Source organism: Methylobacterium radiodurans, assembly GCF_003173735.1.
Lineage (GTDB): Bacteria > Pseudomonadota > Alphaproteobacteria > Rhizobiales > Beijerinckiaceae > Methylobacterium > Methylobacterium radiodurans.
Map to the genome: position 1 here is coordinate 3,214,591 of NZ_CP029551.1, position 24,924 is coordinate 3,239,514.

Consider the following 24,924-nt stretch of genomic DNA (forward strand, 5'->3'; position numbering starts at 1 on the left):
ACGGCCAAGCCGTGGTGCGCCTCCCGCCTCCGATAGCCCCGCGCTTCGTTCGGACGCACGGTCGAGGGCGGCGTTCCGGCCCCGCATGCCGCGGTGCCTCAGGCCGGCGAGAGCCAGAGAACCCCGCCGACGATCGCTGCTGCGGCGACGATGAAGGCGATGAAGGCGGGCATCACCCAGCCGCGGCGCCCGTGCGGGTCGGCCGATTCCCGCACCCGGGGCGTGGCGGCCTCGGTCGCGCGCGCCGCGGCGATCCGGTCGGGGCCCGGCGGGCGGCCCGCGGCCTCGTCGTCGGTGCCGAGCTGCGAGAGGCCCGGGTCGTAGTGCGGGATCTTGTCGCCGCTGCGGCCCGAATCGATGTCGCCCTTCAGCATCGCGGTGGTCGGGTGCTTCGCGTCGGGCGGCGTGTCGACCTTGAGGTTGGCGGGCGGCGGCGGATCTTCCGAGCGGAACACCATGATTGTCTCCCCGACCCGCCGCGCGGGTCCGGACCCGACGCGGCGCTCAGCCGGGCAATGCCGCAGGCCGCGCGCTTGTTTCCGCGCGCTCCGCTTCACGGGCCGGGCGGTCGAGCCGACCTCAAGGCAGGGAGGCCAGGGCGCGGCGCGCGCTCGCCCGCTCGGCCGCCTCCTCCCCGCACTTGGCCGCGTGGCTCGCCCGGTTGACGACCTGCAGGTTCGGCAGGCCCCAGAAGCCGAGGAGTTCCGGCCAGGGCAGCGTCCGGTGCTCGCGCCAGACCCGGTAGAGGGGCACCCGGTGATCGACCTCGGCTGTGCGCAGCAGGCGCTTGGCGGAGGCCGCGCAGCGGTGGCGCTGGCGGGCCTTGAGCAGTTTCACCTGATCGCTCGGCGCCACCCAGAGCTTCCAGGCCGCGACGCAGGCGGCGTGCCAGCGGGCGTTGCGGTTGGGGGTGCCCGTCCCCCAGAGGTCGCGGTGCCAGCCGAAGCGGTAGACCGGCTGGCCGCAGACGCAGCAGGCGCCGGGACCCCGGGCGTGCTCCGCCTCGCGGAAAGGCGCTGGCGGCATCCGGAAGCCGGCGGCGGCCTCGGGGCCCGCCCGCCAGACCCAGCCCTCGGGCGTGCCCGATCGCGCGGCCAGCGCCCGAGCCAGCCTGTCGGCGCGCAGCACGTGGGCGCGCCAGTAGCTCTCGACGGCGAGCCGCGGCGTCGGTGGGGTCAGCGGGCGCGCCAGGGCGTGCCGCAGCACCGGCGCCGGAAAGACTGCCGGCAGGGCCCGTTCCAGCCGGGCCCGCGCCTTGACGTTGCGCGCCGCGCGCCACTCGGATGCCGCACTCATCGACCCATGCCCGCAACCCGCACCGTCCGCTCCCCGCGCCGCTATCGCATCGCGCGCGGGCGCTGGCTGTAGCCGCGGTGCCGCGCTCTGCGCGCAAGCCCCGGCGGGCGGCGCCAGCCATGTCCTGGGGCGGGTTGCCCCGCGGCTTCGGGCGTTTACCCAAGCTGTGCCGTGAAATCCGCAGCAGACCGAGGAGTTCGGATGACCCTGGACGCGCAGCACGACCGCACAGCCCTGCCGCCCGCCCCCGCACCGACCGACCCGATAGACCAGACCACGGATCAGGCTCCCCAGGGCCGCATCGAGGAGGCGGCGGACCGACCCGAGGCCGAGCCCGTCACGACGCCCACCAACGCCTTCGAGGGGTTCGGCTCCTTCCCCGGCTAGCACGGACCGGAACCGGCGGCGGTCGCGAGACCGTCGCCGGCAGCTCTCAATCGGGCAAGAAGATCTGCCGGTGATAGGCCGGCACGGACGCGACGGCGACGACCTGCGCGCCGTCGTCGAGCAGGCCCGAGAAGACGGGCCCGCTCGCGCCGAACGCGACTGTGCTGCCGGACGGGCCGGCCGGGCCCGCGTGGACGATCTCGGAGACCTGCTCCGCCTTGTAGACGCGGTGGAAGTCGGGCTTGGCCACCGTGTACACCTTCGGCTCGACGCGGCTGCGCGTGCCGAGGCCGCGCGCGTAGCGCGCGGCGAGGCGGAGCCTGTCGCCGTCGTCGGTCGCGAAGTCCCAGGATTCCTCAACCTGCGTGGCGCCGCCCTCGTCCGCGCGGGACGTCTTGCTCATCGTGACCCGCGCCGGCCTGTACACGCCGTAGGCCCCGGGCGCGCCCTGCGCCGGCGCGATCAGGCCGCCCACCACCATGAAGCCGGCGGCGCCGCGATCGTTCTTCGCCGAGGTTCCCCAGACCGCGTACTTGTCTGGATAGGGGGCGGCCTCCCCCTCCGCGTCACTCTGGGCGAAACCCTCGATCAGGATCAGGACGAGGTTGGCGTCCTTGGTGGCGCCGGATCCCGGCACGGCGGTCCAGCCCGCGGGAAGGGCCTTGGCCACCTTGTCCGGATCCGTCCTGATGAACAGGACGGTCCGCGCCTCGGTCGTCGAGAGACTGAGTCGATCCGCCTGGGCGGCGGCCACGGGCTGAAGCACGATCGCGGCGGCGATCGCGGAACGCTGAAGGCAAGCCCAATTCATCGAGACCTCCCTCGTGCGGCGCCGGCGGATCTCGGCGCAACGCCCGCCCTGCCTCCGCGCCGGACGGCAAATCCCCCCAGGCTGAACAGTCTTGCCACAATCATCCGCCCTGGCAAGCGCGCCAGGTACTGTGCTCGCCTTCGATAACCAAGTCCCGTTCGCCGTCGAATGCAGTGCACGCGGCGCTCGTGCCGGAACCGCAAAGGGCCCGCGTGCCCGAACCTCCGGCGGCGTGGCCCCTGCCGGCGCCGCGCCCGGGCGAGACGGGCCATGGCATTTGATCCGGCGGAAAGTCGAAATCGCCTATTCACCGCCGGGGCACACGATCACCCCTTTCTAGCTTTTGAGCTTGGCAGCCAGATACAAATATATTACCAATCCTAACACACAACAAAACGTACGCGGTCGTACAAAATCAGTTTTTGTACTCTGATATACCGGACATCCTTCTCACTTCCGGCCTCCGGCCGTCCATCAATTCCGTGTTCGACGCGGCGCCGCCCTGGGCGGCTCCGCCCGAAACGCCGTGCGCGCCCCGTGCACGGCGACGCCGGCCCCTCACGGCCAGGCATCCTCTAGGCAGAGAAAGAGACACCTCGAACGATGCGGTTCACAGGTCACAACGACAGCCACGCCCTCGACGATTTCTGGACCCGCGTCGAGCGGGACTGGCACTTCAACGGATCCGACAGGGCGGACCCCGCCGCCTCACCGGACGCCTCACCGGCGACGAGCCCGGCCATGGCCCAGGGCCCGGCCCCGCAGACGACCCCGCAACCGGACACGATGGAGAGCCAGCCCATGGCCGGAACCGAGCCCGCCGTCCCGACGCCCGCGGCACCGGACACGGACGCCGTCGCCCTTCTGACCGGTGTGGACACCGCCGCGAGCGCGGTTACGGCCACGCTCACCCGGCACGACGGCACGATTCAGGCCCAGAGCGGCGACGTGATCGAGAACCTCGACATCTACGCCGACGGGGCGGGCATCGAACTCGACGGCGACGCGAACGTCACCATCCGCAACGTCCGCATCCACTACAACGGGGCCGACCAGGGCGGCACCGGTATCGAGGCGATCGGCGCGCAGAACCTCACGGTCGACGGCGTCGAGATCATCAATGCGGGGGCGCCGGCCTCCGGGCCCAACAGCGATCCGGAGCAGTACGGCATCGGGCTGTTCGAGACGCCCGGGGCGGCGGTCAGCCACGTCACGGTGCGCGACGCCTCGACGGGCGTCTACCTCCAGGACTCGCCGAACGCGACGCTCCAGGGGATCGAGGGCTACAACATGCGCGGCCCCTATCCGCGCGGGCAGCTGGTGCAGTTCAACCGCTCGGATAACAGCAGCCTGACCGACTTCTACAGCTACAACGATCTGGCGACCTCCTGGACGGAGGATAACGTCAACATCGGCAGCAACAACGTCACGGTCGCCAACGGCCTGATCGACGGCAACAACTCGCCCTCCGGCGTCGGCGTGATCATCGAGGGCGGCACCGGCGTCCAGGTGAGCAACGTCGACACCGTGCGCATGGGGGACGGCGCCTTCTCGGATTACGGCAGCGGCAACACCTTCGACGACGTGCGCGCGTTCGACAACTTCGCGGACAGCCAAGCCGGTCGCGGCACGCCGATGTCGGGCTCGCTGATCTTCATGCTGGCCGCCGACTCGACCGTCACCAACGCCGCCTACCAGAACGCGGCCGCGCCCGGGAACGTCGTCTACGGCGGCGGCATCCAGGACGAGGCCTTCGGCGGCACCTTCCAGGTGAGCGAGATCACCGGCGAGACGCCGATGGCCGCCTACCACAACACCTTCGCCTGGAGCTGACAGGCTCCGCACTCTAGGGCGGCCGCCGGAGACCCGGCGACCGTCAATCGGCTGTGCCCGGCGATACTTGGCTCAGCCGACGAGGTCGGCCTGCTCCTCGATCAGCGCTTCGAGCGCCTGCGCGAGGGCGCGGTTGAGCACGGCGGCGCGCCGCTCGTGCTGCAGGATGCGCCGGGCGGCGGTGCGGGCGGTGGCCGCCCGCATCGCGCCGTGGGGCGCCCCGTCCCGCAGGGCAGCCCAGGCCAGGGCGCGGAGCTGGTTGGCGTGCGCGACGGCCTTGGCGCGGCGCTCGCGCGGCGTCGTCTCGCTCTGGATCGGCTCGCGCGAGGACCCGCGCCATTCAACGACAGACATGGGAGCTTGCCTCCATCGCCCGGCGATTCGGCGTTCGTCGCGATACTGCAACGCTTTTCGCACTGTGGCAAGAATACGGCACGCAAGAATTGTCTTTCGTGCCGCCTCCACGTTGAGGCCGCAATCCGGCCTCAATCGGGCAGCGCAGCGAGGTGGCGGAGCAGCAAGCTCGCCGCCGGCGTGAGGGGCCCCGGCCGGGTCACGATCTGCAGCGTGCGCAGCGCCCAGGGGTCGGAGAGCGGCACGGCCACGAGGTCCGTGGCGCCGCCGAACAGGCCGAAGACGCCCTGCGGCACCACGCCGAGGCCCATATCGGCCTGAACCATCCGGCAGACCGCGTCGAAGCCCGGCACGTGCACGCGTAGGCGCAAGGGGCGGCCGGCGCTCAGCGCCTCCGCCTGGACGCTGCCATGGATGGAACTCTCGGCGTGCAGGCCGACGAAGTCGTGGTCGAGGGTCTCGGCGAAGGCGAGGATATCCCGTCCGGCCAGGGGGTGATCGCGGCGCATCACCACGACGAGCCGGTCGCGGCGGTAGAGGGTGCGGTCGAGTCCCGCGGCCGGGACGCTGCCGGCACAGATGCCGATCTCGGCCGCCCCTTCGGCCACGCCCTGCACGACCCCGCCGCTCGGCCGCTCCTCCAGGTCGATCTTGATCGCGCCCTGGCTCGCCAGGAAGGCGCGCAGGTCCTCGGGCAGGAACTGCACGATGGCCGAGAGGTTGGCGAGCATCCGCACGATGCCCCGAACGCCCTTGGCGTGCTCGGCGAGTTCGAGGGCGATCTGCTCGGCGTTGCGCAGCATGCGCCGAGCGTGGTGCAGCAGCGTCTCGCCCGCGGGCGTCGCCGTCATGCCCCGCGCGCCGCGCTCGAGGAGCTGGACGCCGAGCGCCTGCTCCAGCTCGACCAGCCGCTTGCTGACGGCGGAGGGCGCGGTCGCGGCGTGCCGGGCGGCACGGGTCAAGCTGCCCTCCTCACACACGGCCACGAACAGGCGCAGCGTCGTCAGGTCGAGCCGCCGCAGGGTGGCAGGCGCCAGCATCGTGCAGGATCCCGGATCGCGGGCGCGCCCGCACGGCTCTCCCCTACCGCGGCGCGGCGGCGCGTCCCAGGTCCTGCCGCACGGACCGCCGCAGGCCGGGCGCGGGATGTCACGCGGCCGCGTCACCCGGATCGTGCGAGCTGGCCCGGATCCGGCGCAATCGGCGAGGCGGCGACGCCCACGGGAAACAGAGGAGATTTACGGATTTCCCGCACACGAGAGACCGCCTAGGCTCGCGCCCGATCCACGCCCCTCGATCACGCGCGTCCGGCGACCGACACGCATCCCAAGCCTTTCGACAAGCCTTTCGCCATGCAGCCGGACCGCGCCATCACCCCACAGGAGGACACCCCGGCTGTCCTAGCCGGACTATCACCGGGACAGGTCCTGCGGATGGTCGAGGGCTTCGGGCTGACGGGCACGTGGTCGTGGAGCTTCGCGACCGGCGCGCATGTCTGGTCGCCGGGCCTGTTCCGGATCCTGGGCCTGGAACCGGACCGCGCGCGGGCGGAGTACGGGCTCCTGCTCGCACTGGTCCATCCGGACGACCGCGCAGGCGTCACCTCCGCCTCGGAGATGCTGCAGACCGGCCGGGTGGCGCAAGCCACCTTCCGGGTGGTCCGCCCGGACGGGACCCTGGGCACCGTGATGAGCCGCGGCGAGGTGATCGTGGCGCCGGACGGGCGTCCGCGCCGCGCTATGGGCGTGCTCATCGACGTGAGCGACCGCGAGGCGCTGGCGCGCGCCAGCGAGGTCGACCGGCGGCGCCGGCGCGCGATCTTCGAGCAGGTCGGCGCCTTCACCTCGTCGAGCCGGGTCTACCCCTACACCGACTTCTCCGCGGAGTGGCTGGAGCTCGTGGGGCTGCCCAAGGCCGAGCTCCTCGGCGAGCCGACCCTGCCGGTGCTGAAGGAGGAGCGCGCGCGCTGGCGCGACCACGGCCGCGCGCTCTACCTCTCGAAGCAGGTCGTGCACACGCAGCCGCGCCTCGTCCTGGCTGGCGGCGCGATCGTGCCCTACCGCTTCGTGATGGTGCCGATGCGCGACACGTCCGGAGCGATCGAGAGCTGGACGAACTACGTCGCGCCCCTCGCCCTTGCCGGGGGCGGGTCCGTGCTGGCGAGCATGCCCGGGAGCATGACGGCGCCGGTTCAGGAGGGTCTGGATCAGTTCCTCGCGGGCGCGCATCTGCGGGCCGGCCGCGCCCTGCTCGGCTGGTCGATGCAGCAGCTCGCCGGGGCGAGCGGGCTCTCCTTCTCCACCGTCCGCCGCCTGGAGGACGGGGAGAGCGGGGCCTCCGGCCGGGCCCGGTCGGCGGCGGCGGCGGCCCTGCGCCGGCACGGCATCGTCTTCACGCTCACGAATGACGGTGCCATCGCGCTGTCCCGGCGTTGATCCTACGGCCCCATGAGGCCGCGTGAGGCCCCTTGAGGCCGGAGGAGCGGAGGGAGCGGGATGAGCGCGTTGCGGGAGAAGCGGGCGGCGATCGCCGGGGCGGTCGCGGCGGAGGGCCGAGACGGGGCCGAGACGGAGGCGCGGGTCGCCGCGCTCCTGGCCGGGCGCGCGGAGCCGGAGACGGCGGAGCTGCGCCATCTCCTCACGGAGTACCGCGACCTCGAAGCCCTGCCCGCCGACGAGGCAGACGTGCGGCTGGCCGAGCAGGGCGAGGTCTTCGCGCGGGAGGACGACGCCTGAGGCCGGGGACCGCTCGCGCGTCTCGGCCGTTGTCCAGGCAGGACAGTACGGAGACCAGCATGCGCGACGACACCGACGATCAGGCCCGCACGCCGACGCGGCGCGGGCCCGCAGGGACGCCCGAGGCCGAAGGAGCAGCGGTCACGCCGCGGGATACCGCGACCGGGCAGGTGCGCCCGACCGACGGCCCGATGGAGCGGGCCGGCACGGAGGCCGAGGCGCGCGAGCGGGGCGAGGCCGGGCCCTTCGAGGGGCGTCGCGAGAGCTAAGCCGGACGGCCGCAGCCATGACCCGAACCCGCATCACCCGAACCCGCACCGCCGACGCGGACCCGCCCGAGCCCGCCGGACCGCTCCCGGACGGGAGCCCGCGCAGGCGCCGGACCGGCTCTGCCGAGCCACCGTCCAACGAACCCCTCGGCCCGGACGACCGCCCCGATGTCGGTCTCGCCCAATCCGGCAGCGGCGAGGACGCGATCGTCCGCCGCGAGACCGAGATCTGAGGTTCGGCAGCCGCTTCACTTAGGACTAGCTTCGGGCCGATGCGGGCCGCGGGGGAGACGATTGCCCTCTGCGCCAGCATCGCGCCGACACGTCCTGGGGACCGCAGGCATCCGGAAAATCCGGAGACGAATCGAGATCTCTCGGTCAAACGGACCTGCCTTGTGTGCATGCACACAATGCCCCAATAACGATCATTTTGGTCTGTGAATACGCACGCCCTTCCCAGCGTTGACCTTGATGTAGGCCAACATTGCATGAAAGGGCGTCAATATGATCGTCAGAGCGGCACTCGTGGCAGTCTCCGTCCTCGCACTCGGTCCGGGCCTCGCGGTCGCGCAGAGTGGTCGGTGGAGTGGCTACGGCGACAGCCGAGGCATCGTGGCGCCGCCCCAGACCGTCGAGATCGGGCGGGCGACCGATCCGCGCGATCCGACCGGCATCCTGCGCGGCCAGGGGATCAGCAGCCGCTACGGCGGCATCGGCAACATGGGCGGCGGCTCCGGCCGGAGCGCCAACACGGGCGTCGGCCTCGGCGGGATCGGCGCCAACCAGGGCGCCCGGTTCTGAGCCGGCGGCGCAGCGGCTCCGGTCAGGAGCCGCTGCGCTCCCCCACGGCCCCCCCGGCCGTGCCGAGTCCCGCCTTGGCGGCCCGGCGGTTGACGATGCCGAGGCGCAGCACGGCCTGCTCAAGGTAGTCGAGCGCGTCGATGAGCCCCGCGCGGGCCCGCTCCACGGCCTCGTCGCCCTCTTCGGGGGGCGTCTCGGCGAGTTTCACGGCGGCGATCAGAACCCGGTCGCGCTCGTCCTCGATCCGGCGGTCGCGCTCGACATGGCCGCGGATCTCGGCGTCGAAGGCCTCCAGGACCGCGAAGGGGAGGGCGTCGCGTCCGATCCGGCCGGGAAAGCCCCGGGCACGGCGCCGTCCCTCGTCGGCGGCGCGGGCGAGATGGTCGGCGAGGGTGTCCAAGGGCTACTCCGGGACGGCGGGGATCGCTCGGGGCATCGCGGACCGCAACGCCCCGAGCGGCCTGCGGGCTGCGCGCCCCGCCGTCCACCATACCGGAGGATCGACGCTGGCGCTCGGTCCGCCGAGATGGCAGAGAGCGGCACCACGATTCCGAGCCCCAGGACCGCGCCATCCCGCCCGCCACGCCCTCCGGAACCCCGGCGCCGCGCAGGGCGGCCGCGTCCCGGCACTTCTCCCTCCCGCTGGTCGTCCTGCTCGTCGGTCTCCTGGCCGCCGGGGGTGCGGCGCTGCAGCTCAAGGCCGCGAGCGAGCGGCGCGACCACGAGCGCTTCGAGCGGCTGGCCAATCAGCAGGCCAACCGCGTCCGCGAGCGGCTGGACACCTACGTCGCGCTCCTGCGCGGCGCGGCCGGGCTGCTCGCCGCGAGCGAGCGGGTGACGCAGCAGGAATTCGCCGCCTTCGTGGGCCGCCTGCGCATCGCCGACCTCTACGGCGGGACTCGCGGTATCGGCTACGCCCGCCGCTTCCGGCCTGAGGAGGCGGACGCGCTGGTGGCCGAGATGCGCGCGCAGGGGCTGCCCGACTTCCGGCTCCGGCCCGAGCCGCCGGGCCCGGACCCCACTGCCATCGTCGCTCTGGAACCGCTGGACCTGCGCAACGCGGCCGCGATCGGCTTCGACATGTTCTCCGAGCCGGTGCGCCGGGCCGCGATGGCGCGGGCGCGTGACACGGGCGAGCCGGCCCTCTCGGCCCGCGTCGAGCTGGTGCAGGAGATCGATCGCGACAAGCAGGCGGGCTTCCTCGTCTACCTGCCGGTCTACGCGGGCGGCGCGGTGCCGGCGACCGTCGAGGAGCGGCGGCGCCTGCTGACGGGCTGGGTCTACAGCCCCTTCCGGGCTGGCGACCTGTTCTCGCGCGTCGCCTCCCCGCTCAATCCCGGTGGCGTGCCGGAGGTGACCTATCGCATCCAGGACGGGGCGGTGCTTGGGGAATCACCCGGGAGTGCGACGCTTTACGAGTCCGGCCCCGCGGAACAGCCCTCCGATCGCAGGTTCGCGGCGCGGCGCGACCTCGACATCGCCGGCCACACCTGGACCCTTTTCGTCACCGCAGCCCCCGGCTTCGCGCGCGATGCCGGAGGCGACGTCTGGCCCTACGTGCTCGGCGTCGGCTCGCTCGTGACCCTGCTGCTCGCGGGCGCCGCGCTCGCCCAGGCCGGGGCGAGCCGCCGCTCGGAGATCGCGCGGCGCGGCCTCGAGGATGAGACCGCCCGGCTGGAACTGCTCAACCGGGCCGGCGCGGCCCTGGTGGCCGAGCACGACATCGAGCGTCTCGTCCAGACGGTGATCGAGGCCGCCACCGAACTCGTGGGCGGCGCCTACGGGGCCTTCTTCGAGCGCGTGCCCGTGGGCCAGGAGGGCAACGATGAGGAAGTCTGGCGCCTGTTCAGCCTGACGGGTGGCCCGCGCGAGGCCTTCACCCGCTTCGGCCTGCCGCGGGCGACCGGCCTGTTCCAGCCGACCTTCCTGGCCGAGGGCGTGGTGCGCTCCGACGACGTCGCGAAGGACCCCCGCTACGGCTCGCACGGCGGCATGCCGAAGGGCCACCTTCCGGTGCGCAGCTACCTCGCGGCGCCGGTGGTCTCGGGCACCGGCGAGCGGCTCGGGGCGCTCCTGTTCGGGCACCCGCAGCCCGGCCGCTTCGGCCCGCGCGAGGAGCGGCTGATCACGGGCTTCGCCGCACAGGCCGCGGTCGCGATCGACAACGCCCGCCTCCTCGCCTCCGTGCGGCGCAAGCGAGACCGCTTCTTCGGCGCCATGCGGGCGGTGCGCGGCGTGCTCTGGACGAACGATGCCTCCGGCCGCATGGTCGGCGAGCAGCCAGGCTGGGCGGCCATCACCGGCCAGAGCCGGCCCGAATATGAGGGCTACGGCTGGGCGAACGCGGTCCACCCGGAGGATGCGCAGGCCAGCGTAGAGGCCTGGAACGCGGCGGTGGCGGAGCGGCGCACCTTCGTGTTCGAGCACCGGGTGCGCACGCGCGACGGGAGCTGGCGCACCTACGCGATCCGCGCGGTGCCGCTCTTCGACGAGCGGGGCGAGATCGTCGAGTGGGTCGGCGTCCACACCGACATCACCGAGCAGCGCGAGGCGGAGGCCGAACTCCGCGAGTCGAACGAGGAGATTCAGCGCTACGCCTACATCGTCAGCCACGACCTGCGGGCGCCGCTCGTCAACGTGATGGGCTTCACGAGCGAGCTGGAGGCCGCGCGCGAGGACGTGCGGGCGGCGCTCGGGGCCCATGCCGAGGCCGCGCGGATCGACGCCGACATGGAGGAGGCGCTGGGCTTCATCCGGGTGGCGATCACCAAGATGGAGGCGCTGATCGCCGCCATCCTGAAGCTGTCGCGGGAGGGGCGGCGCACCTTCCGGCCGGAGCCCCTCGACATGCGCGCGCTGGTGCAGGGGCTGGCCGACGCGCAGCGCCACCAGGCGGATGCCGCCGGCGCCCGGGTCGTGATCGCCGACGACATGCCGGAGATCACCGCCGACCGGCTGGCCGTCGAGCAGATCTTCGGCAACCTGATCGACAACGCCCTGAAATATCTCGCGCCGGGCCGGCCGGGCCTGATCACAATCGAGGGCCGGTCGGTCGCGGGCGGGCGGGTGCGCTTCACGGTCACCGACAACGGGCGGGGCATCGCGCCCCAGGACCACGCCCGCATCTTCGAGCTGTTCCGGCGCTCCGGTGCCCAGGACAGGCCGGGCGACGGGATCGGTCTCGCGCATGTCAAGGCGCTGGTCCGTTCCTTGGGCGGCCGGATCGAGGTATCGTCGGAGCTCGGGCAGGGAACGACGTTCAGCGTCACGCTGCCGCGCGAGGCGCAGAGCCCAGGCGCGCCGCACCGCGCGGCCGCGTGACGACAGGGGATTGGGGGACTTGGACGTGCATCCCGTGTGCATCGTGATGATCGAGGACGACGAGGGCCACGCCCGCCTCATCGAGCGCAATATCCGGCGCGCGGGCGTCAACAACGACATCGTGCCGTTCCGCAACGGCACGGACGCGCTGGCCTACCTGTTCGGCCCGGACGGGACCGGGGAGGCGAGCGCCCGGCGCCACCTCCTCATCCTGCTCGATCTCAACCTGCCGGACATGACCGGCATCGACATCCTGGAGCGGATCAAGGCGAACCCGCATACCAAGCGCTCGCCGGTCGTCGTGCTCACCACCACCGACGACGCGCGCGAGATCCAGCGCTGCTACGATCTCGGCGCCAACGTCTACATCACCAAGCCGGTGAACTACGAGGGCTTCTCGCACGCGATCCGCCAGCTCGGACTGTTCTTCTCGGTGATGCAGGTGCCCGAGAACTCATGAGCGCGTCGCCTCCGTCCGCGCCGCCGGGCGGCGCGCCCGCGCGCGGGCGCATCCTCTACATCGACGACGATCCGGGCCTCGCCCGCCTCGTGCAGCGGGGCCTGAAGGCGCGCGGCTACAGCGTCGAGACGGCGCTGGACGGTGCGGCGGGCCTCGCGCGGCTCGCGCAAGGGGGCATCGACGCGGTCGCCCTCGACCATCACATGCCGGGCCAGACCGGGCTCGACCTGCTGCCCGAGATCCGGGCGCTGCCCGACGCGCCGCCGGTGATCTACGTCACCGGATCGGAGGACAGCCGCGTGGCGGTGGCCGCCCTGAAGGCGGGCGCGGTCGACTACGTCTGGAAGGACCTCCAGGGCCAGTTCCGGGAGTTGCTCGGCGAGGCGGTCGACACGGCACTCCGCCAGGAGGCCCTGCGCCGCGACAAGGAGCGGGCCGAGGCCGCGGTGCGCGAGGCCCGCGACCGGGCCGAGTTGCTGCTGCGCGAGGTCAACCACCGGGTCGCCAACTCGCTGGCGCTGGTGGCCGCGCTCGCCCGCATGCAGACCAACGCCGTCGCGGATCCGGCCGCCAAGGAGGCGCTGGAGGAGATGCAGGCGCGCATCTCGGCGATCGCCGGCATCCACCGGCGCCTCTACACCTCGCAGGACGTCGAGGCGGTCGAACTCGACGCCTATCTGGCGAGCCTCGTGGAGGAACTCCAGGCCTCGATGAAGGCGGCCGGCCGCGACCACTCGATCCGCCTCAGCGCCGAGCCCGTGCGGCTCGCGACCGACAAGGCGGTGTCGCTCGGCGTGGTGGTGACCGAACTCGTCACCAACGCCTACAAGTACGCCTACCCGTCCGAGGTGCCGGGGGAGATCCGGGTCGCGGTGAGCCGCGCGGCCGAGATGCTGACGCTCAGCGTCGAGGACGACGGCATCGGCTGGACCGGTGAGGGGCGCCCGCGCGGCACCGGCCTCGGCGCCCGCATCATCCGGGCGATGGCCACGAACCTGCGCTCGCAGATCGCCTACGACGCCGGCCGGCCGGGCACCCGGGCGGTGCTGTGCTTCCCCGTCTGAGGGCGGGTCACGCGGGCGTCACGGCGCGGGACTAGCAGGGCCGGGAGCCCTCGGAGAGCCCGCATGCGCGTCCGTTCCGCCCTCGCCCTGATCCTGGCGCTCGCGGGCGCCGCCGCCGCGGAGCCCGCGCAGATCGGGCCGCGGCCCTTCCATCTGGTCGACACGATGAAGCCCGGCCCACTGCAGGACCGGCTGAAGGCGTGCGGGGCCGACCGCCCCTACGTCGCGAAGCAGTTCTCGATCTCGCACCGGGGCGCGCCGCTGCAATTCCCCGAGCATACCCGCGAGGGCGTGCTGGCCGCCGCCCGGATGGGGGCCGGGATCATCGAGTGCGACGTCACCTTCACGCGGGACCGCCAGCTCGTCTGCCGCCACGCACAGTGCGACTTGCACACCACCACCGATATCCTGGCCCGGCCGGAGCTGGCCGCGAAGTGCACGGCGCCCTTCACACCGGCGGACCCCGCGACCGGCCGCAAGGCCTCGGCGAAGTGCTGCACCAGCGACCTGACGCTCGACGAGTTCAAGACGCTGAAGCCCAAGATGGACGCCGCCGACCCGGAGGCCACGACGCTCGGCGCCTACATGAACGCGACGCCGCGCTGGCGCACCGACCTCTACGTCGACGGGGCCACGCTGATGTCGCACCAGGAGTACATCGCGCTGGTGAGGTCCCTCGGCCGCAAGTTCACCCCCGAGCTGAAGGCGCCGGAGGTGCCGATGCCGTTCGAGGGCACCTACACGCAGGATCGTTACGCCCAGCAGCTCATCGACGCCTACCGCGAGGCCGGCATACCACCCGAGGACGTCTTCCCGCAGAGCTTTCAGCTGCGCGACGTGCTCTACTGGCTGGCGAAGGAGCCCGCCTTCGGCCGCCAAGCGGTCTTCCTCGACGACCGCGACGAGACCGCGCCGGGTTTCGACCCGATGCGGCCGGAGACCTGGAACCCCGGCATGGAGGCGCTGCGGGCGCAGGGCGTGCGCATCCTCGCGCCGCCGCTCTGGATGCTGGTGACGACGGATGCCCAGAACCGCATCGTGCCCTCGCCCTACGCCCGGGCGGCGCGGGCAGCCGGGCTCGACCTGATCGCGTGGTCGCTGGAGCGCTCGGGACCCCTCAAGGGCGGCGGGGGCGGCTACTACCGGTCGGTGCGCCCCGCGATCGACCGCGACGGCGACGCGCTCACGCTCCTCGACGTGCTCCACGGCGAGGTCGGCGTGCGCGGCGTGTTCTCGGACTGGCCCGCCACCACGACGTTCTACGCGAACTGCGTCGGTGCGGAGTGAGGCCGACGGCCCGCGATCCCTTCGATGCGGGCGCGCTTGCCCCCCGGGGCCGGGCTTGCCAGAAGGGCCTCCCCGAGACGCGTGCACGAGGAGGCTGAGGACATGGCGGATTTCTCCGAACTCGTCGCCCAGGCGGTCAACCCGGCCATGTCCCGTGCCGAGCGCGAAGCAGTCTACACCGTGGTGCGCCAAGCGGTGCAGCGCCTTCAGGAGCGCGAGGCGCTCGCGCCAACGGACGCGCGCTATAGCCTGCAGAACCACCTCGTCGAGGAGACGATCCGCGACGTCGAGGGCGAGATCGCCCGCACCGCGGCCCTGCGCAAGCTCGACGCGGCGCTGGCCGCGCAGAACAAGGCCTACAACGAGCGGCGCTGAGGAATTGCGGCGCTCGTCCGCGGCCCGATGCGCCTCAGCGCGCCGCCGCGACCTGCCCGGCGCGGCGGATCTTCTCCAGCACGTCCTTGAGGTTCTCGGGCGTAACGATGCCGACGAGCTTGTCGCGGATCACGCCGTCCGGGCCGATGATGAAGGTCTCGGGCACTCCGTAGACGCCGAAATCGATGCCGACGCGCCCCGTCTCGTCGAGGCCGACTGCCCGGAAGGGCACCCCGTGCCTGCCTAAGAAGGCGCGCGCCTTCTCAGGGGCGTCCTTGTAGGCGATGCCGACGAGGCGAAAGCCCGATTCGCGGGCCAGCCGCATCAGCATCGGGTGCTCGACCTGACAGGGTGCGCACCATGAGGCCCAGACGTTCAGCACCGTGACCTGGCCCTTGAGGTCGGCGGAGGTCAGGCCAGGCACGGGGGCGCCGTCCGCGGTCACGCCCGGCACCGGTGGCAGCGCGAAGGCCGGCACCGGCTGTCCTACGAGCGCGGAGGGGAGGGCGGCCGGGTCGACGCCCGAGCGCAGGCGCAGGAAGAACACGCCGGCCAGCACCGCGAAGGTGACGAGCGGCAGGATCAGCAGGAGCGAGCGGCGGGCCGGCGCGGGAGCCTCGGCGCTCACCGCCGCTCCTCCCCGGAGGCGCGCAGCGCCTCTGAGCCGCGCAGCGCCTCGAAGCCGCGGAGCGCCCGGCTCTGCGCGCGCCGGTCGCGCACGGCGTTGAGCACCAGGGCGCCCATCACCAGCGCCGTGAAGGCGTAGGACGCGAGGATGAAGCCCGCATGGGGTCCGAGATCCATGGTCGGGTCCTCAGAGCGCCTGGCCGAGGGGGAGGGCGGCGGGATTGGCGGCGGGCGCCGCCACGCCGACGCGGCCCGCGTCCAGCCGCTCGGCCTCGCGGATCGTCAGCGTGCGCACCCGGCGGCGCATCACCTCGGTGCGCATGGCGTAGAGGTGGAGCGTGGTGCCGCCGAGCGTCGCCGCGAAGATCATCAGGAGGAGCGGGTAGAGCATCGAGGGGTCGATGGTCGGGCCGCCCATGCGCAGGATCGAGGCCGGCTGGTGCAGGGTGGACCACCAGTTCACCGAGAACTTGATGATCGGCAGATTGACGGCGCCGACCAGCGTCAGGATCGCCACCGCGCGCGCGGCCCGGTTGGGGTCCTCCATCGTGCGCCAGAGCGCGACGATGCCGCAGTAGATCAGGAACAGCAGCAGCATCGAGGTCAGCCGCGCGTCCCAGACCCAGTAGGTGCCCCACATCGGCTTGCCCCAGAGCGAGCCGGTGACGAGGCAGATCAGCGTGAAGGCCGCCCCGATCGGCGCGGCGGCGCGCTGGGCCACGTCCGCCAGCGGGTGGCGCCAGACCAGGGTGCCCACCGCCGACAGGCTCATGGCGCCGTAGAAGAACACCCCGAGCCAGGCCGCCGGCACGTGGATGAACATGATCCGCACCGTCTCGCCCTGTTGGTAGTCGGGCGGGGCGACGAACCACGCGAGATAGAGCCCGAGCGCGAGCGCGAGGGCGGAGAGGCCGGCGAGCCAGGGCACGAGCCTGCCCGACCAGCGCATGAAGTGGCTGGGGTTGGACAGCCGGGTCCAGAGGGAGATCGGGGCCGAGGACATCCTGCCTGCCTGAGGGCACGCGCGGGCTGTCCCGGCGGCCTGCCTGATACCGTGACGTCCCCGCGCGGTGCGGGGCTCTCGGCCCGGCTTTTAGCGTCGAGTGCGGTGCAGCGGCAATGCGGGGCGGGCGCGCACCCGGGCGGTCAGGACGAACGGAGGCGCAGGAGCCGGCGCATCCCGGCGCGGGCCCGGTGGGCGGAGCGCGCGAAGAGCCCCCGCGGCACCGCCTCCCGCGCATCCCGCGCGGCGATGCCGTCGAAATCCGCCGCGCGCTCGACCAGGGCGGCGGCGACGGAAGCCGGGTCGGGCAGCGACCAGCGCAGGAAGTAGTCGCGCTCCGCCGCGTAGGCGTCGTTGCGGACCCAGGTCACCCCGTCGGCGAAGTAGTAGTGCGCCCGGTTGCCGTTCAGCGCGTCGAAGAGCAGGAGGTTCGAGTTGAGGTTGCGGCACCAGTTGAGGCCGAGGATCCGCCGCTCGGGCGCGGCGAAGAGCGAGACGTGCAGGGCCGAGCCGGTGACGCCCAGGATGTGCCGCCGCTCGGCGAAGAGCCGGACCTGGGCGCGGAGATCGAGCTCTTCCGGGAAGACGATGTCGACGCCCCGTCGCTCAAGCTCGCGCACCAGGGCAGCCTCATTCTCCAGCTTGTGCAGGCTGCCCGGAGGTAGCTTCAGCTTCGAGAGGTAGGCCGGCCGCCGATCGCCGTCGACCGCGACGCCCTTGAGCCAGGGACGCCCGATCGCCTTGCAGAGCCCGTCATAGGCCCGGCTCGCCGAGCGGTTCTCCCGGAAGGCGCGCTCGGCCACGGTCACCTCGGCGAGCCGGACGGGGGTGTGGAAATTCCGCATCGCCTCCAGCCCGCCCCCCAGCGATCCGAGCATGGGCTCCAGGAAGCCCAGGCCGCGGAGCCGCTCGCGGTCCTGCGCGCCGTGGTAGAGCAGGGCGGTATCCGCACCCGCGGGCAGCGCCCAGAGGCGCGACAGGCTGCCGACGACGAAGTGGCCAAAATGCTCGACCACGTCGCCCAGATAGTGGAAGCGTCCGTCGATCCGGGGGGCGGCGTCGCGGAGATCGGCGACCTGCCGCGCCGCCTCCGCGTCGAGCGGGTCGTCCCGGTCGATCCGAACCCCGCCTGCGTAGAGGCCCCAGAGGGCGCCGTACTCCACCGGCACGTAGAGCAGGTCGGCGTGGACCCGGATCTCCGGCGGCGCCTCGTGGATCGCGCAGGCGCCCTCAACCTCGGTGCAGCGCCTGATACCGGCCGGCATATGCCCCTCGACTGCCCTTCGACTGCCCTTCGACGAGCCGCGTGAAGCGGCCGGATACGCCCTCCACCGGGGAGCGTAAAGGACGCGCTACTCCGACCAGCGCAGGGCGGCGGCAGCCGCCAGGGTGCCGACCACCGCCGCGATCAGGCTGAGGGCCCCGAGGACCGCGAGCGGCGTCGTGAAGGGCACCGTGCCGCCCGCGGCCGCCTCGGTCGCCGAGACGCCGAAGATCAGGGTCGGCACCATCAGGGGCAGCACGAGCACCGCGAGGATCAGCCCGCCCCGGCGGATCGAGGCGGTGAGTGCCGCGCCGACCGCGCCGATGAAGGTGAGCGCCGGGGTGCCGACGAGGAGGGTCAGCGCGGTCGCCCCCATGGCGGTGCCGTCGAGGGCGACCAGCAGGCCGAAGAGTGGCGAGGCCAGCGCGAGCGGCAGGCCGGTGGTCAGCCAGTGCGCCGCGACCTTGGCCAGCACCACGAGTTCGAGGGGTGCCGGCGCGGCGGTCATCAGGTCGAGGGAGCCGTCCTCCTCGTCGGCCTGGAACAGGCGGTCGAGGCCGATGAGCGTCGCCAGCACTGCCGCGAGCCAGAGGATCGCCGGGCCGATCCGCGCGAGCAGGTTGAGATCGGGCCCGAGCGCGAAGGGGATTAGCGCCACGATCATCAGGAAGAAGACGAGCGAGAGCGCGCCGGAGCCGCCGACGCGGGCGGCCAACGCGAGGTCGCGGGCGACGAGGGCCGAGACGATGCCGATCACGCCCAGTCCTCCGGATCCGCGTCCAAGGTCGAGGGCGCCGCGCCAGGCTCCGGTGCGGCGAGCGCCAGGGTGCGGGCGTCCTCCAGGCCCAGCGCCTGGTGGGTCGCCGCCACGACGAGGCCGCCCGAAGCCCGGTGCTCGGCCATCAGCCCGGCGAGCAGGCCCTGCGAGGCCGTGTCGAGGGCCGCCGTCGGTTCGTCGAGGAGCCAGAGCGGCCGGTGGCAGACGAGGAGGCGGGCAAGCGCCACCCGGCGGCGCTGCCCGGCCGAGAGATAGGCCACCGGCAGGTCGTGGGCGTGGCCGAGTCCGAGGCGCTCCAGGGCCTGCCGCGGCGCGGTCCGGGGCGCCCCGAGCAGCGCCTGCGCGAAGGCGAGGTTCTCGCCCGCCGTCAGCGCCGCCTTCAGCCCATCCCGGTGGCCGACCGCGTGCAGGCACTCGGGCAGGCTCGCCTCACCGACGTCTGCGGCCCGTACCCGGCCAGCGTCCGGCCGCAGCCGGCCCGCCAGGATCGCCAGCAGGCTCGACTTGCCGGCCCCGTTGCGCCCGGTCACCGCCAGCGCCTCGCCGGGGCCGAGCGCGAACGACAGGCCCGCGAAGACGCGCCGCCCCGAGCGCCGGCAGGCCAGATCCTCGACGCTGAGCCGCACGGCCCGTCCCCCTTTCGCGCGGGCCGGACGCCCCGTCCGACCCTTGAGCCCACGCCTCATGCCCGATCGCGCGGCGGAACGGAACGGCGCGGCCCGGCGTAAGTGGTCTGCGGCAACGGATGGGCGCCAGACGCCCGCGGGCCGCGTGGGGGTACCGGAGGGCTCACGTCATGCCGACGACGACCGCACACCGCGCCCCGAGCGAGGCGGAGATTCGCGAGAGCCCGGACGCCGCCGCGGGCCTGCGCCTCGTGCGGGCGCGCCTCGACCTGTGCACGCCCGACGAGCGGCAGGCTTTCTGGGAGGCGGTGCGCCGCTGCTTCGGCGGGCCGGCGCCGGAGGAGGCGGGCACGTAGTCCGCCGCGGACCCCGTCCCGCCGCCCAGGGGCCGCGCGGGCCCCGCAAAGCTACCGCCCATGCACACTTTTCCCGTAAGACGGGCGCGGTGACGGCCCCCTTGCCGTCACCGGGCCCGGGGCCTAACCGGGTCCGGTTACTGGATTGATGCGTGATGGCCGAGTTGTCAGGACCCACGACGCCCGTCGCGACGCCCGTGCCGGGCTCGATCGACCGGTCCGAGCGGCCGGGCCGGGTCGGGCTCCTGCTCGTTCTGGCGGGGCTCCTCGTGGGCGCGGCCATCGGCCTCTCCTTCGTCGCCAACGAGCAGGCGCAGTCGCTCATCGTCTGGCTGCTGGCGCTGCTCGCCATGGCGGGCGTGTTCTTCCTGTTCGCCCTGGCGATCGGCGCGATCCAGCTCGCGGGGCAGGGAGCGCGGGACGACATCACCAAGGCGATCGTGGACGGCTCGCCGGACGCCGCCCTGGTGGCGGAGGAGGGGGGCCGCCTGATCTACGCCAACGAGGCCTATCTGCAGGTCGCGGGCGGCGACAGCTTCTCGAACCTGCGCTCGGTCGAGCGGGTCTTCGTCGGCTCGCCGGAGGTGTCGGAGGCGGTCTACCGCCTGTCCCAGGCCTCCCGCGACGGGCGCAGCCACACCGAGGAGATCCGCATGGCGCCCCCGCCCCGGGGCGGCGCCCGGGACTTCGCGTGGTACCGCATCCACGTGCGCCCGCTGCCCCGGCCGGGCCGGGCCGCCGCGCTCTGGACGGTCTCCGACATCACCGCCGAGCGCGAGCGCCAGGAGAACGTCTTCCAGGAACTCCAGCACGCGATCGACTATCTCGACCACGCGCCGGCGGGCTTCCTGTCGATCGATCCGCAGGGAGCGATCGTCTACATGAACGCGACGCTCGCGGCCTGGCTCGGCTACGACCTCGCGACCGTGGGCTCGGGCGGGCCCCACCTCTCGGAGATCGCACCCGGCGCCGAGGCGCTGACCCGCAGCGTCGGCCTGCCGGGCGAGGTGCGCACCGACCGGTTCGACCTGGACCTGCGCCGCCGCAACGGCCACCCGCTGCCGGCCCGGCTCTACCACCGCATCGCCTTCGGCAAGGACGGCAAGCCCGGTGCCTCGCGCACCTTCGTGATCAACCGCTCGGCGGGGGCCGAGTTCGACGAGCCGCAGCGCGCCGCCGAGGTGCGGCTCGCCCGCTTCCTCAACAACTCGCCGATCGCCATCGCGACGCTCGACCGCTCGGGCCGGATCGCCCGGGCCAACGCCTCCTTCGCGCGGCTCTTCGGCACCCTGCCGAGCCACACCGTCGAGGAGGCGGGCGAGACCGCTCAGGACGCCACCGTCCACGAGCCGAACGTCACCGACGCGCTCACGGATCGCGAGGGCGTGGACGCGGCGCTCGCCAAGGCGGCGGGCGGCCTCTCCGAGATCGCGCCGATCGAGGTGAGCCTGAAGGGTCCGGGCAACCGCTCGGCCCGGGTCTGGCTCATCACCGCCGGCGGCACCGGCGAGGCGCTCGACGAGGACGAGCGCGAGTCGGTGATCCTCTACGCACTCGACACCACGGCGCAGCGCCAGCTGGAACAGCAGGTAGCGCAGTCGCAGAAGATGAACGCGGTCGGCCAGCTCGCGGGCGGCATCGCGCACGACTTCAACAACGTGCTGCAGGCGATCATCGGCTACTCGGACCTGCTGCTGGCGAGCCACCGGCCGACCGACCCGGCCTTCCAGGACATCATGCAGATCAAGCAGAACGCCAACCGGGCCGCGGGCCTGGTGCGGCAGCTGCTGGCCTTCTCGCGCCGCCAGACCCTGCGGCCGGAGGTGATGAATGTCGGCGAGTCGCTCTCCGAATTGACCCTGCTGCTCAAGCGACTGCTCGGCGAGCGGGTCGGGCTGGAGCTGAAGCACGGCCGCGAGGTCTGGCCCGTCAAGGCCGACGTCAACCAGTTCGAGCAGGTGATCGTGAACCTCGCGGTCAACGCCCGCGACGCGATGCCGGGCGGCGGCAAGCTCTTTATCCGCACCACCAACGTGGCCGATCCGGGCCCCGACGCCGTCGCGGACGGCCGCGGCGGGCCGCCGCCGGGCGACCACGTGTTGATCGAGGTGCAGGACACGGGCGAGGGCATCCCGCCCGAGATCATGGAGAAGATCTTCGAGCCGTTCTTCACCACGAAGGAGATCGGCAAGGGCACGGGCCTCGGGCTCTCGACGGTGTTCGGCATCGTCAAGCAGTCGGGCGGCACGATCGACGTGCAGTCGGTCGTGGGCGAGGGCACCGTCTTCAAGATCTACCTGCCGCGCCACGTGCCGGAGGCGCTGCCCGAGCCCGCTCCGGAGACCGCGCCCGAATCCGGGCCCAGGGCGGCCGAGACCGCCGCGCCGGCCCTGCCGCCCGCAAGCTACCCGCCGGCCAAGGGCGCCGAGGCCGCGTCGGCCGCGGCCCCTGCATCGGAGGTCGAGCGCGCCGCCCCGCCGGCCGCGGCCACCCCCAAGCCCGCTCCGCGCAAGCCCTCGGCGGACCATACCGGGCAGGGCACGATCCTGCTGGTCGAGGACGAGGATCCGGTGCGGGCGGTCAACAGCCGGGCGCTCTCGGCCCGCGGCTACACGGTGCTGGAGGCGGCCTCCGGCATCGAGGCGCTGCAGATCGTGCGCGCGGGCGACCACGTCATCGACCTCATCGTCTCAGACGTGGTGATGCCCGAGATGGACGGGCCGACGCTGCTCGGCGAGGTGCGCAAGCACCTGCCGGAGCTGAAGGTCATCTTCGTCTCGGGCTACGCGGAGGACGCCTTCCGCAAGAACCTGCCGGAGGGCGAGGCCTTCAACTTCCTGCCCAAGCCCTTCAGCCTGAAGCAGCTCGTCGAGACCGTGAAGAAGACGATGGCGGCGTAGCCGCGCCGCGCCGTCCGAAAGCTCACCCCCCGGCCTTCCGCCATGCGCGGCGGAAGGCCGGGGTCGGCCGCGCCTAGAACGGCAGCTTCATGCCGGGCGGCAGGGGGAGGCCCTTGGTCAGCTCGGCCATGCGCTCCTGCGCCACCTGCTCGGCCTTGCCGCGGGCGTCGTTGATCGCGGCGACCACCAGATCCTCCAGGATCTCGCGCTCGTCGGCGACCATCAGGCTCGCGTCGATCTGCACCGCCTTGGCCAGGCCCTTGGCGGTCATCGTGACCCGCACGGCGTCGCCGCCGGCCGCGCCCGTGACCTCGACGGCGTCGAGTTCGGATTGCAGGTTGGCCATCTTCTCCTGCATGGCCTGGGCCTGCTTCATGATGCCCATGAGGTCGCGCATGCGGCTCGTCCCGTCTCTCTGATGATGGCCCGGATGTAAGGCGCCGCCGCGCGCGGCGCTACGCCTCGTCGTCGGCGCCCTCCGCCTCGGCGGCGTCGGCCTCGCCCAGGATCTCGACCTCGGCGGTCGCCGCGCCCTCGGGCGCGAGATCGCGCACGTCGACGATCTGCGCGCCGGGGAAGCGGGCCATCACCTCGCGCACCAGCGGGTGGGCGGCGGCGCTCTCGCGGCGGCTGGCGTCGGCGGCGCGGCTCTGCTGGTCGAGGGTGGAGGCTCCCTCCTCGCGGGCGAGCGTGACGACCCAGCGCTGGCCGGTCCAGGCCTCGATCGCGCGGGCGAGGTCGGTCGCGAGCGTCTTGCGCCCGCCCTCGGCGAGACGGAACTCGATGCGGCCCGTCTCGAAGCGGACCAAGTGGACGTCGCGCTCCAACGCCGCCTTCAACAAGATGTCGCGGCGCTCGCCGGCCAGCGCGACGACGTCCTCGAAGCGGGCGAGCCGGGGGCCGGCCGTCTCGACCGCGCGCACGGGCGGTACGGCAGGCGAAGGGGCCGACTCCGGCGCCGGCACCAGCGGCTGGCGGGCGGGGGCCGCCCCGCCCTGCGCCGCCCGCGACGGGGTCGGACGCTCGGGCTGCGCCTCCGCGGCGAGCGCGGGCGCCGGGGGCGGGGATGGACGGACGGCGGGGGTGCCCGCGGGCTCGCCGCCGGCCAGGGCCTCGGCGCGGAGCTGGCGCAGGGCCTCGTCAGGCGTGGGCAGGTCGGCCGCGTAGGCGAGGCGGACCAGCGCCATCTCGGCCGCCGCCAGCGGACGGGGCGCGGCCTGCACCTCGGGCAGCGCCTTGAGCAGGATCTGCCAGGCCCGCGAGAGAGCCCGCACCGAGAGCCGTTGCGCGAAGGCCGCCCCGCGGGTGCGCTCGACCTCGCTCAGCGTCGGGTCGGCGGCGGCCGCCTCCGGCACCAGCTTCAGGCGGGTGACGAGGTGGGTGAAGCCGGCGAGATCCGAGAGCACCACGGCCGGGTCGGCGCCGGAATCGTACTGCGCGCGCAGCTCCGCGAAAGCCGCCGGTACGTCGCCGCGCATCGCCGCCTCGAACAGGTCGACGATGCGGCCCCGGTCGGCGAGCCCCAGCATGTCGCGCACGCCGGCACCCGTGACCGTGCCCGCCCCGTGCGCGATCGCTTGGTCGAGCAGCGAGAGCGCGTCGCGCACCGAGCCCTCGGCGGCGCGCACCAGGGCGGCGAGCGCCTCGTCCTCGACCGCGACGCCCTCGGCGGCGCAGATCTTCCGGAGATGGCCGGAGAGCACGTCGGCCTCGACCCGGCGCAGGTCGAAGCGCTGGCAGCGCGACAGGATCGTGACCGGGACCTTGCGGATCTCGGTCGTCGCGAACACGAACTTGGCGTGTGGCGGCGGCTCCTCCAGGGTCTTCAGGAAGGCGTTGAAGGCCTTCTCCGAGAGCATGTGGACCTCGTCCACGATGTAGACCTTGTAGCGGGCCGACACGGGCGCGTAGCGGATGCCGTCGATGATGCCGCGCACGTCGTCGATGCCGGTATGCGAGGCGGCGTCCATCTCCAGCACGTCCATGTGCCGGGATTCCATGATGGCCTGGCAGTGGGTGCCGAGTTCCGGCATCGTCACAGTGGGGCCCGTATCAGGCACGCCCGCGCGGAGGTAGTTCAAGCCGCGGGCCAGGATGCGGGCCGTGGTGGTCTTGCCGACGCCGCGCACGCCGGTCAGCATCCAGGCCTGCGGGATGCGGCCGGCCGCGAAGGCGTTGGCGAGCGTGCGCACCATGGCACCCTGGCCGATCAGGTCGTCGAAGTTCTGGGGACGGTACTTGCGGGCGAGCACCCGGTAGGGCGCGGCCGCCGCGGGGGCGGCGGGAAATCCGGGAAGCCCCGGCTCGTCGTCAGGGGTGCCCGTGCGCGCGTCCATGCGACCATCTGGAGAGGCGCCGGGCGACCGCTCCCGACCGC

At 73.0% G+C, this 24,924-nt stretch carries 28 protein-coding genes and 1 pseudogene; 15 read left to right on the top strand and 14 right to left on the bottom strand.

What is annotated here, in order from left to right:
- Window positions 1-98 precede the first annotated feature (98 nt).
- Together DK427_RS15060 and DK427_RS15065 are read right to left on the bottom strand one after the other, a co-directional pair.
- Window positions 99-458, bottom strand: a complete 360-nt coding sequence (locus DK427_RS15060; protein WP_109951975.1) for a hypothetical protein — start codon at window positions 456-458, stop codon at window positions 99-101.
- Between the two features lie 121 nt (window positions 459-579).
- Window positions 580-1,296, bottom strand: a complete 717-nt coding sequence (locus tag DK427_RS15065; RefSeq protein WP_109951976.1) for a hypothetical protein — start codon at window positions 1,294-1,296, stop codon at window positions 580-582.
- 201 nt (window positions 1,297-1,497) lie between these two features.
- On the opposite strand from DK427_RS15065, the gene DK427_RS15070 reads away from it, so the two are divergent.
- The gene (locus DK427_RS15070) at window positions 1,498-1,683 is read left to right on the top strand and encodes a hypothetical protein (RefSeq protein WP_109951977.1); all 186 of its coding nucleotides are present in this window, start codon (window positions 1,498-1,500) and stop codon (window positions 1,681-1,683) included.
- 46 nt (window positions 1,684-1,729) lie between these two features.
- Here DK427_RS15070 and DK427_RS15075 read toward each other — a convergent pair whose 3' ends face one another.
- On the bottom strand, window positions 1,730-2,494 hold the full coding sequence (locus tag DK427_RS15075) for a hypothetical protein (RefSeq protein ID WP_109951978.1): 765 nt from the start codon (window positions 2,492-2,494) through the stop codon (window positions 1,730-1,732).
- A 603-nt stretch (window positions 2,495-3,097) separates the two neighbouring features.
- Between DK427_RS15075 and DK427_RS15080 the strand changes: the two genes are divergently transcribed.
- Complete coding sequence (locus DK427_RS15080) at window positions 3,098-4,327, top strand: right-handed parallel beta-helix repeat-containing protein (RefSeq protein WP_109951979.1); 1,230 nt, start codon at window positions 3,098-3,100, stop codon at window positions 4,325-4,327.
- 72 nt (window positions 4,328-4,399) lie between these two features.
- Here DK427_RS15080 and DK427_RS15085 read toward each other — a convergent pair whose 3' ends face one another.
- On the bottom strand, window positions 4,400-4,681 hold the full coding sequence (locus DK427_RS15085) for a hypothetical protein (protein WP_245930576.1): 282 nt from the start codon (window positions 4,679-4,681) through the stop codon (window positions 4,400-4,402).
- Window positions 4,682-4,812: 131 nt separating this feature from the next.
- Window positions 4,813-5,721, bottom strand: coding sequence for a LysR family transcriptional regulator (locus tag DK427_RS15090; RefSeq protein WP_109951980.1), 909 nt, complete (start codon window positions 5,719-5,721; stop codon window positions 4,813-4,815).
- A gap of 312 nt (window positions 5,722-6,033) precedes the next feature.
- Between DK427_RS15090 and DK427_RS15095 the strand changes: the two genes are divergently transcribed.
- The 5 genes from DK427_RS15095 (at window position 6,034) to DK427_RS15115 (ending at window position 8,486) form a co-directional block, all read left to right on the top strand.
- Entirely contained in the window at window positions 6,034-7,116 is a 1,083-nt protein-coding gene (locus DK427_RS15095; RefSeq protein ID WP_109951981.1) for a PAS domain-containing protein, read from the top strand.
- Window positions 7,117-7,176: 60 nt separating this feature from the next.
- On the top strand, window positions 7,177-7,416 hold the full coding sequence (locus DK427_RS15100; RefSeq protein WP_109951982.1) for a hypothetical protein: 240 nt from the start codon (window positions 7,177-7,179) through the stop codon (window positions 7,414-7,416).
- A gap of 59 nt (window positions 7,417-7,475) precedes the next feature.
- On the top strand, window positions 7,476-7,685 hold the full coding sequence (locus DK427_RS15105) for a hypothetical protein (protein ID WP_109951983.1): 210 nt from the start codon (window positions 7,476-7,478) through the stop codon (window positions 7,683-7,685).
- 17 nt (window positions 7,686-7,702) lie between these two features.
- On the top strand, window positions 7,703-7,918 hold the full coding sequence (locus DK427_RS15110; protein WP_109951984.1) for a hypothetical protein: 216 nt from the start codon (window positions 7,703-7,705) through the stop codon (window positions 7,916-7,918).
- A 292-nt stretch (window positions 7,919-8,210) separates the two neighbouring features.
- Complete coding sequence (locus DK427_RS15115; RefSeq protein WP_162559806.1) at window positions 8,211-8,486, top strand: hypothetical protein; 276 nt, start codon at window positions 8,211-8,213, stop codon at window positions 8,484-8,486.
- Window positions 8,487-8,508: 22 nt separating this feature from the next.
- Here the strand turns inward: DK427_RS15115 and DK427_RS15120 are convergent, their stop codons facing one another.
- Window positions 8,509-8,886: a hypothetical protein gene (locus DK427_RS15120; protein ID WP_109951986.1), complete on the bottom strand. Its 378-nt coding sequence runs from the start codon at window positions 8,884-8,886 to the stop codon at window positions 8,509-8,511.
- Window positions 8,887-9,320: 434 nt separating this feature from the next.
- Here DK427_RS15120 and DK427_RS27550 point away from each other — a divergent pair.
- The 6 genes and pseudogenes from DK427_RS27550 to DK427_RS15145 all read left to right on the top strand — a co-directional run.
- Window positions 9,321-9,851: pseudogene (locus tag DK427_RS27550) on the top strand (CHASE domain-containing protein); the annotation flags it as partial.
- A gap of 342 nt (window positions 9,852-10,193) precedes the next feature.
- Entirely contained in the window at window positions 10,194-11,807 is a 1,614-nt protein-coding gene (locus tag DK427_RS27555; protein WP_425452599.1) for a sensor histidine kinase, read from the top strand.
- Window positions 11,808-11,853: 46 nt separating this feature from the next.
- Entirely contained in the window at window positions 11,854-12,267 is a 414-nt protein-coding gene (locus DK427_RS15130) for a response regulator (protein WP_109954185.1), read from the top strand.
- Window positions 12,264-13,331: a sensor histidine kinase gene (locus tag DK427_RS15135; protein ID WP_109951988.1), complete on the top strand. Its 1,068-nt coding sequence runs from the start codon at window positions 12,264-12,266 to the stop codon at window positions 13,329-13,331. Before DK427_RS15130 ends, DK427_RS15135 begins: the two co-directional genes overlap by 4 nt.
- Window positions 13,332-13,394: 63 nt before the next feature.
- Window positions 13,395-14,618 carry a glycerophosphodiester phosphodiesterase family protein gene (locus tag DK427_RS15140; RefSeq protein ID WP_109951989.1) on the top strand — a complete coding sequence of 408 codons (1,224 nt, stop codon included), beginning with the start codon at window positions 13,395-13,397 and terminating at the stop codon, window positions 14,616-14,618.
- A 102-nt stretch (window positions 14,619-14,720) separates the two neighbouring features.
- Window positions 14,721-14,993 carry a hypothetical protein gene (locus DK427_RS15145; RefSeq protein WP_109951990.1) on the top strand — a complete coding sequence of 91 codons (273 nt, stop codon included), beginning with the start codon at window positions 14,721-14,723 and terminating at the stop codon, window positions 14,991-14,993.
- Between the two features lie 34 nt (window positions 14,994-15,027).
- Here DK427_RS15145 and DK427_RS15150 read toward each other — a convergent pair whose 3' ends face one another.
- From DK427_RS15150 to ccmA, 6 genes are all read right to left on the bottom strand, one after another.
- The gene (locus DK427_RS15150) at window positions 15,028-15,621 is read right to left on the bottom strand and encodes a DsbE family thiol:disulfide interchange protein (protein WP_109951991.1); all 594 of its coding nucleotides are present in this window, start codon (window positions 15,619-15,621) and stop codon (window positions 15,028-15,030) included.
- Window positions 15,618-15,797 (bottom strand): heme exporter protein CcmD, encoded by a 180-nt coding sequence (ccmD, locus tag DK427_RS15155; RefSeq protein ID WP_109951992.1) that lies wholly within the window; start codon window positions 15,795-15,797, stop codon window positions 15,618-15,620. Before ccmD ends, DK427_RS15150 begins: the two co-directional genes overlap by 4 nt.
- Before the next feature lie 10 nt (window positions 15,798-15,807).
- Window positions 15,808-16,623 carry a heme ABC transporter permease gene (locus DK427_RS15160; protein WP_109951993.1) on the bottom strand — a complete coding sequence of 272 codons (816 nt, stop codon included), beginning with the start codon at window positions 16,621-16,623 and terminating at the stop codon, window positions 15,808-15,810.
- A 143-nt stretch (window positions 16,624-16,766) separates the two neighbouring features.
- Window positions 16,767-17,888, bottom strand: a complete 1,122-nt coding sequence (locus DK427_RS15165; RefSeq protein ID WP_109951994.1) for a glycosyltransferase family 61 protein — start codon at window positions 17,886-17,888, stop codon at window positions 16,767-16,769.
- An 87-nt stretch (window positions 17,889-17,975) separates the two neighbouring features.
- A complete protein-coding gene (gene ccmB, locus DK427_RS15170) occupies window positions 17,976-18,644 on the bottom strand; it encodes a heme exporter protein CcmB (RefSeq protein ID WP_109951995.1) in 669 nt (222 codons plus the stop codon).
- Window positions 18,641-19,291, bottom strand: coding sequence for a heme ABC exporter ATP-binding protein CcmA (gene ccmA / locus DK427_RS15175; protein WP_109951996.1), 651 nt, complete (start codon window positions 19,289-19,291; stop codon window positions 18,641-18,643). The genes ccmB and ccmA overlap by 4 nt, the downstream gene beginning before the upstream one ends.
- A gap of 170 nt (window positions 19,292-19,461) precedes the next feature.
- Here ccmA and DK427_RS15180 point away from each other — a divergent pair, with 170 nt between their 5' ends.
- Together DK427_RS15180 and DK427_RS15185 are read left to right on the top strand one after the other, a co-directional pair.
- Complete coding sequence (locus tag DK427_RS15180) at window positions 19,462-19,647, top strand: hypothetical protein (protein WP_109951997.1); 186 nt, start codon at window positions 19,462-19,464, stop codon at window positions 19,645-19,647.
- 155 nt (window positions 19,648-19,802) lie between these two features.
- On the top strand, window positions 19,803-22,547 hold the full coding sequence (locus DK427_RS15185; RefSeq protein ID WP_109951998.1) for a hybrid sensor histidine kinase/response regulator: 2,745 nt from the start codon (window positions 19,803-19,805) through the stop codon (window positions 22,545-22,547).
- A 73-nt stretch (window positions 22,548-22,620) separates the two neighbouring features.
- On the opposite strand, the gene DK427_RS15190 is transcribed toward DK427_RS15185, so the two are convergent.
- Both DK427_RS15190 and DK427_RS15195 read right to left on the bottom strand, forming a co-directional pair.
- Window positions 22,621-22,944 carry a YbaB/EbfC family nucleoid-associated protein gene (locus DK427_RS15190; RefSeq protein WP_109951999.1) on the bottom strand — a complete coding sequence of 108 codons (324 nt, stop codon included), beginning with the start codon at window positions 22,942-22,944 and terminating at the stop codon, window positions 22,621-22,623.
- 58 nt (window positions 22,945-23,002) lie between these two features.
- Complete coding sequence (locus DK427_RS15195) at window positions 23,003-24,883, bottom strand: DNA polymerase III subunit gamma/tau (RefSeq protein ID WP_109952000.1); 1,881 nt, start codon at window positions 24,881-24,883, stop codon at window positions 23,003-23,005.
- Window positions 24,884-24,924 lie beyond the last annotated feature (41 nt).

Bases quoted from the DNA above. Each gene is read 5' to 3' on its own strand.
- DK427_RS15060 (WP_109951975.1), bottom strand. From the start codon at position 458: ATGGTGTTCCGCTCGGAAGATCCGCCGCCGCCCGCCAACCTCAAGGTC.
- DK427_RS15065 (WP_109951976.1), bottom strand. From the start codon at position 1,296: ATGAGTGCGGCATCCGAGTGGCGCGCGGCGCGCAACGTCAAGGCGCGG.
- DK427_RS15070 (WP_109951977.1), top strand. From the start codon at position 1,498: ATGACCCTGGACGCGCAGCACGACCGCACAGCCCTGCCGCCCGCCCCC.
- DK427_RS15075 (WP_109951978.1), bottom strand. From the start codon at position 2,494: ATGAATTGGGCTTGCCTTCAGCGTTCCGCGATCGCCGCCGCGATCGTG.
- DK427_RS15080 (WP_109951979.1), top strand. From the start codon at position 3,098: ATGCGGTTCACAGGTCACAACGACAGCCACGCCCTCGACGATTTCTGG.
- DK427_RS15085 (WP_245930576.1), bottom strand. From the start codon at position 4,681: ATGTCTGTCGTTGAATGGCGCGGGTCCTCGCGCGAGCCGATCCAGAGC.
- DK427_RS15090 (WP_109951980.1), bottom strand. From the start codon at position 5,721: ATGCTGGCGCCTGCCACCCTGCGGCGGCTCGACCTGACGACGCTGCGC.
- DK427_RS15095 (WP_109951981.1), top strand. From the start codon at position 6,034: ATGCAGCCGGACCGCGCCATCACCCCACAGGAGGACACCCCGGCTGTC.
- DK427_RS15100 (WP_109951982.1), top strand. From the start codon at position 7,177: ATGAGCGCGTTGCGGGAGAAGCGGGCGGCGATCGCCGGGGCGGTCGCG.
- DK427_RS15105 (WP_109951983.1), top strand. From the start codon at position 7,476: ATGCGCGACGACACCGACGATCAGGCCCGCACGCCGACGCGGCGCGGG.
- DK427_RS15110 (WP_109951984.1), top strand. From the start codon at position 7,703: ATGACCCGAACCCGCATCACCCGAACCCGCACCGCCGACGCGGACCCG.
- DK427_RS15130 (WP_109954185.1), top strand. From the start codon at position 11,854: ATGATCGAGGACGACGAGGGCCACGCCCGCCTCATCGAGCGCAATATC.
- DK427_RS15135 (WP_109951988.1), top strand. From the start codon at position 12,264: ATGAGCGCGTCGCCTCCGTCCGCGCCGCCGGGCGGCGCGCCCGCGCGC.
- DK427_RS15140 (WP_109951989.1), top strand. From the start codon at position 13,395: ATGCGCGTCCGTTCCGCCCTCGCCCTGATCCTGGCGCTCGCGGGCGCC.
- DK427_RS15145 (WP_109951990.1), top strand. From the start codon at position 14,721: ATGGCGGATTTCTCCGAACTCGTCGCCCAGGCGGTCAACCCGGCCATG.
- ccmD (WP_109951992.1), bottom strand. From the start codon at position 15,797: ATGGATCTCGGACCCCATGCGGGCTTCATCCTCGCGTCCTACGCCTTC.
- DK427_RS15160 (WP_109951993.1), bottom strand. From the start codon at position 16,623: ATGTCCTCGGCCCCGATCTCCCTCTGGACCCGGCTGTCCAACCCCAGC.
- DK427_RS15165 (WP_109951994.1), bottom strand. From the start codon at position 17,888: ATGCCGGCCGGTATCAGGCGCTGCACCGAGGTTGAGGGCGCCTGCGCG.
- DK427_RS15180 (WP_109951997.1), top strand. From the start codon at position 19,462: ATGCCGACGACGACCGCACACCGCGCCCCGAGCGAGGCGGAGATTCGC.
- DK427_RS15185 (WP_109951998.1), top strand. From the start codon at position 19,803: ATGGCCGAGTTGTCAGGACCCACGACGCCCGTCGCGACGCCCGTGCCG.
- DK427_RS15190 (WP_109951999.1), bottom strand. From the start codon at position 22,944: ATGCGCGACCTCATGGGCATCATGAAGCAGGCCCAGGCCATGCAGGAG.
- DK427_RS15195 (WP_109952000.1), bottom strand. From the start codon at position 24,883: ATGGACGCGCGCACGGGCACCCCTGACGACGAGCCGGGGCTTCCCGGA.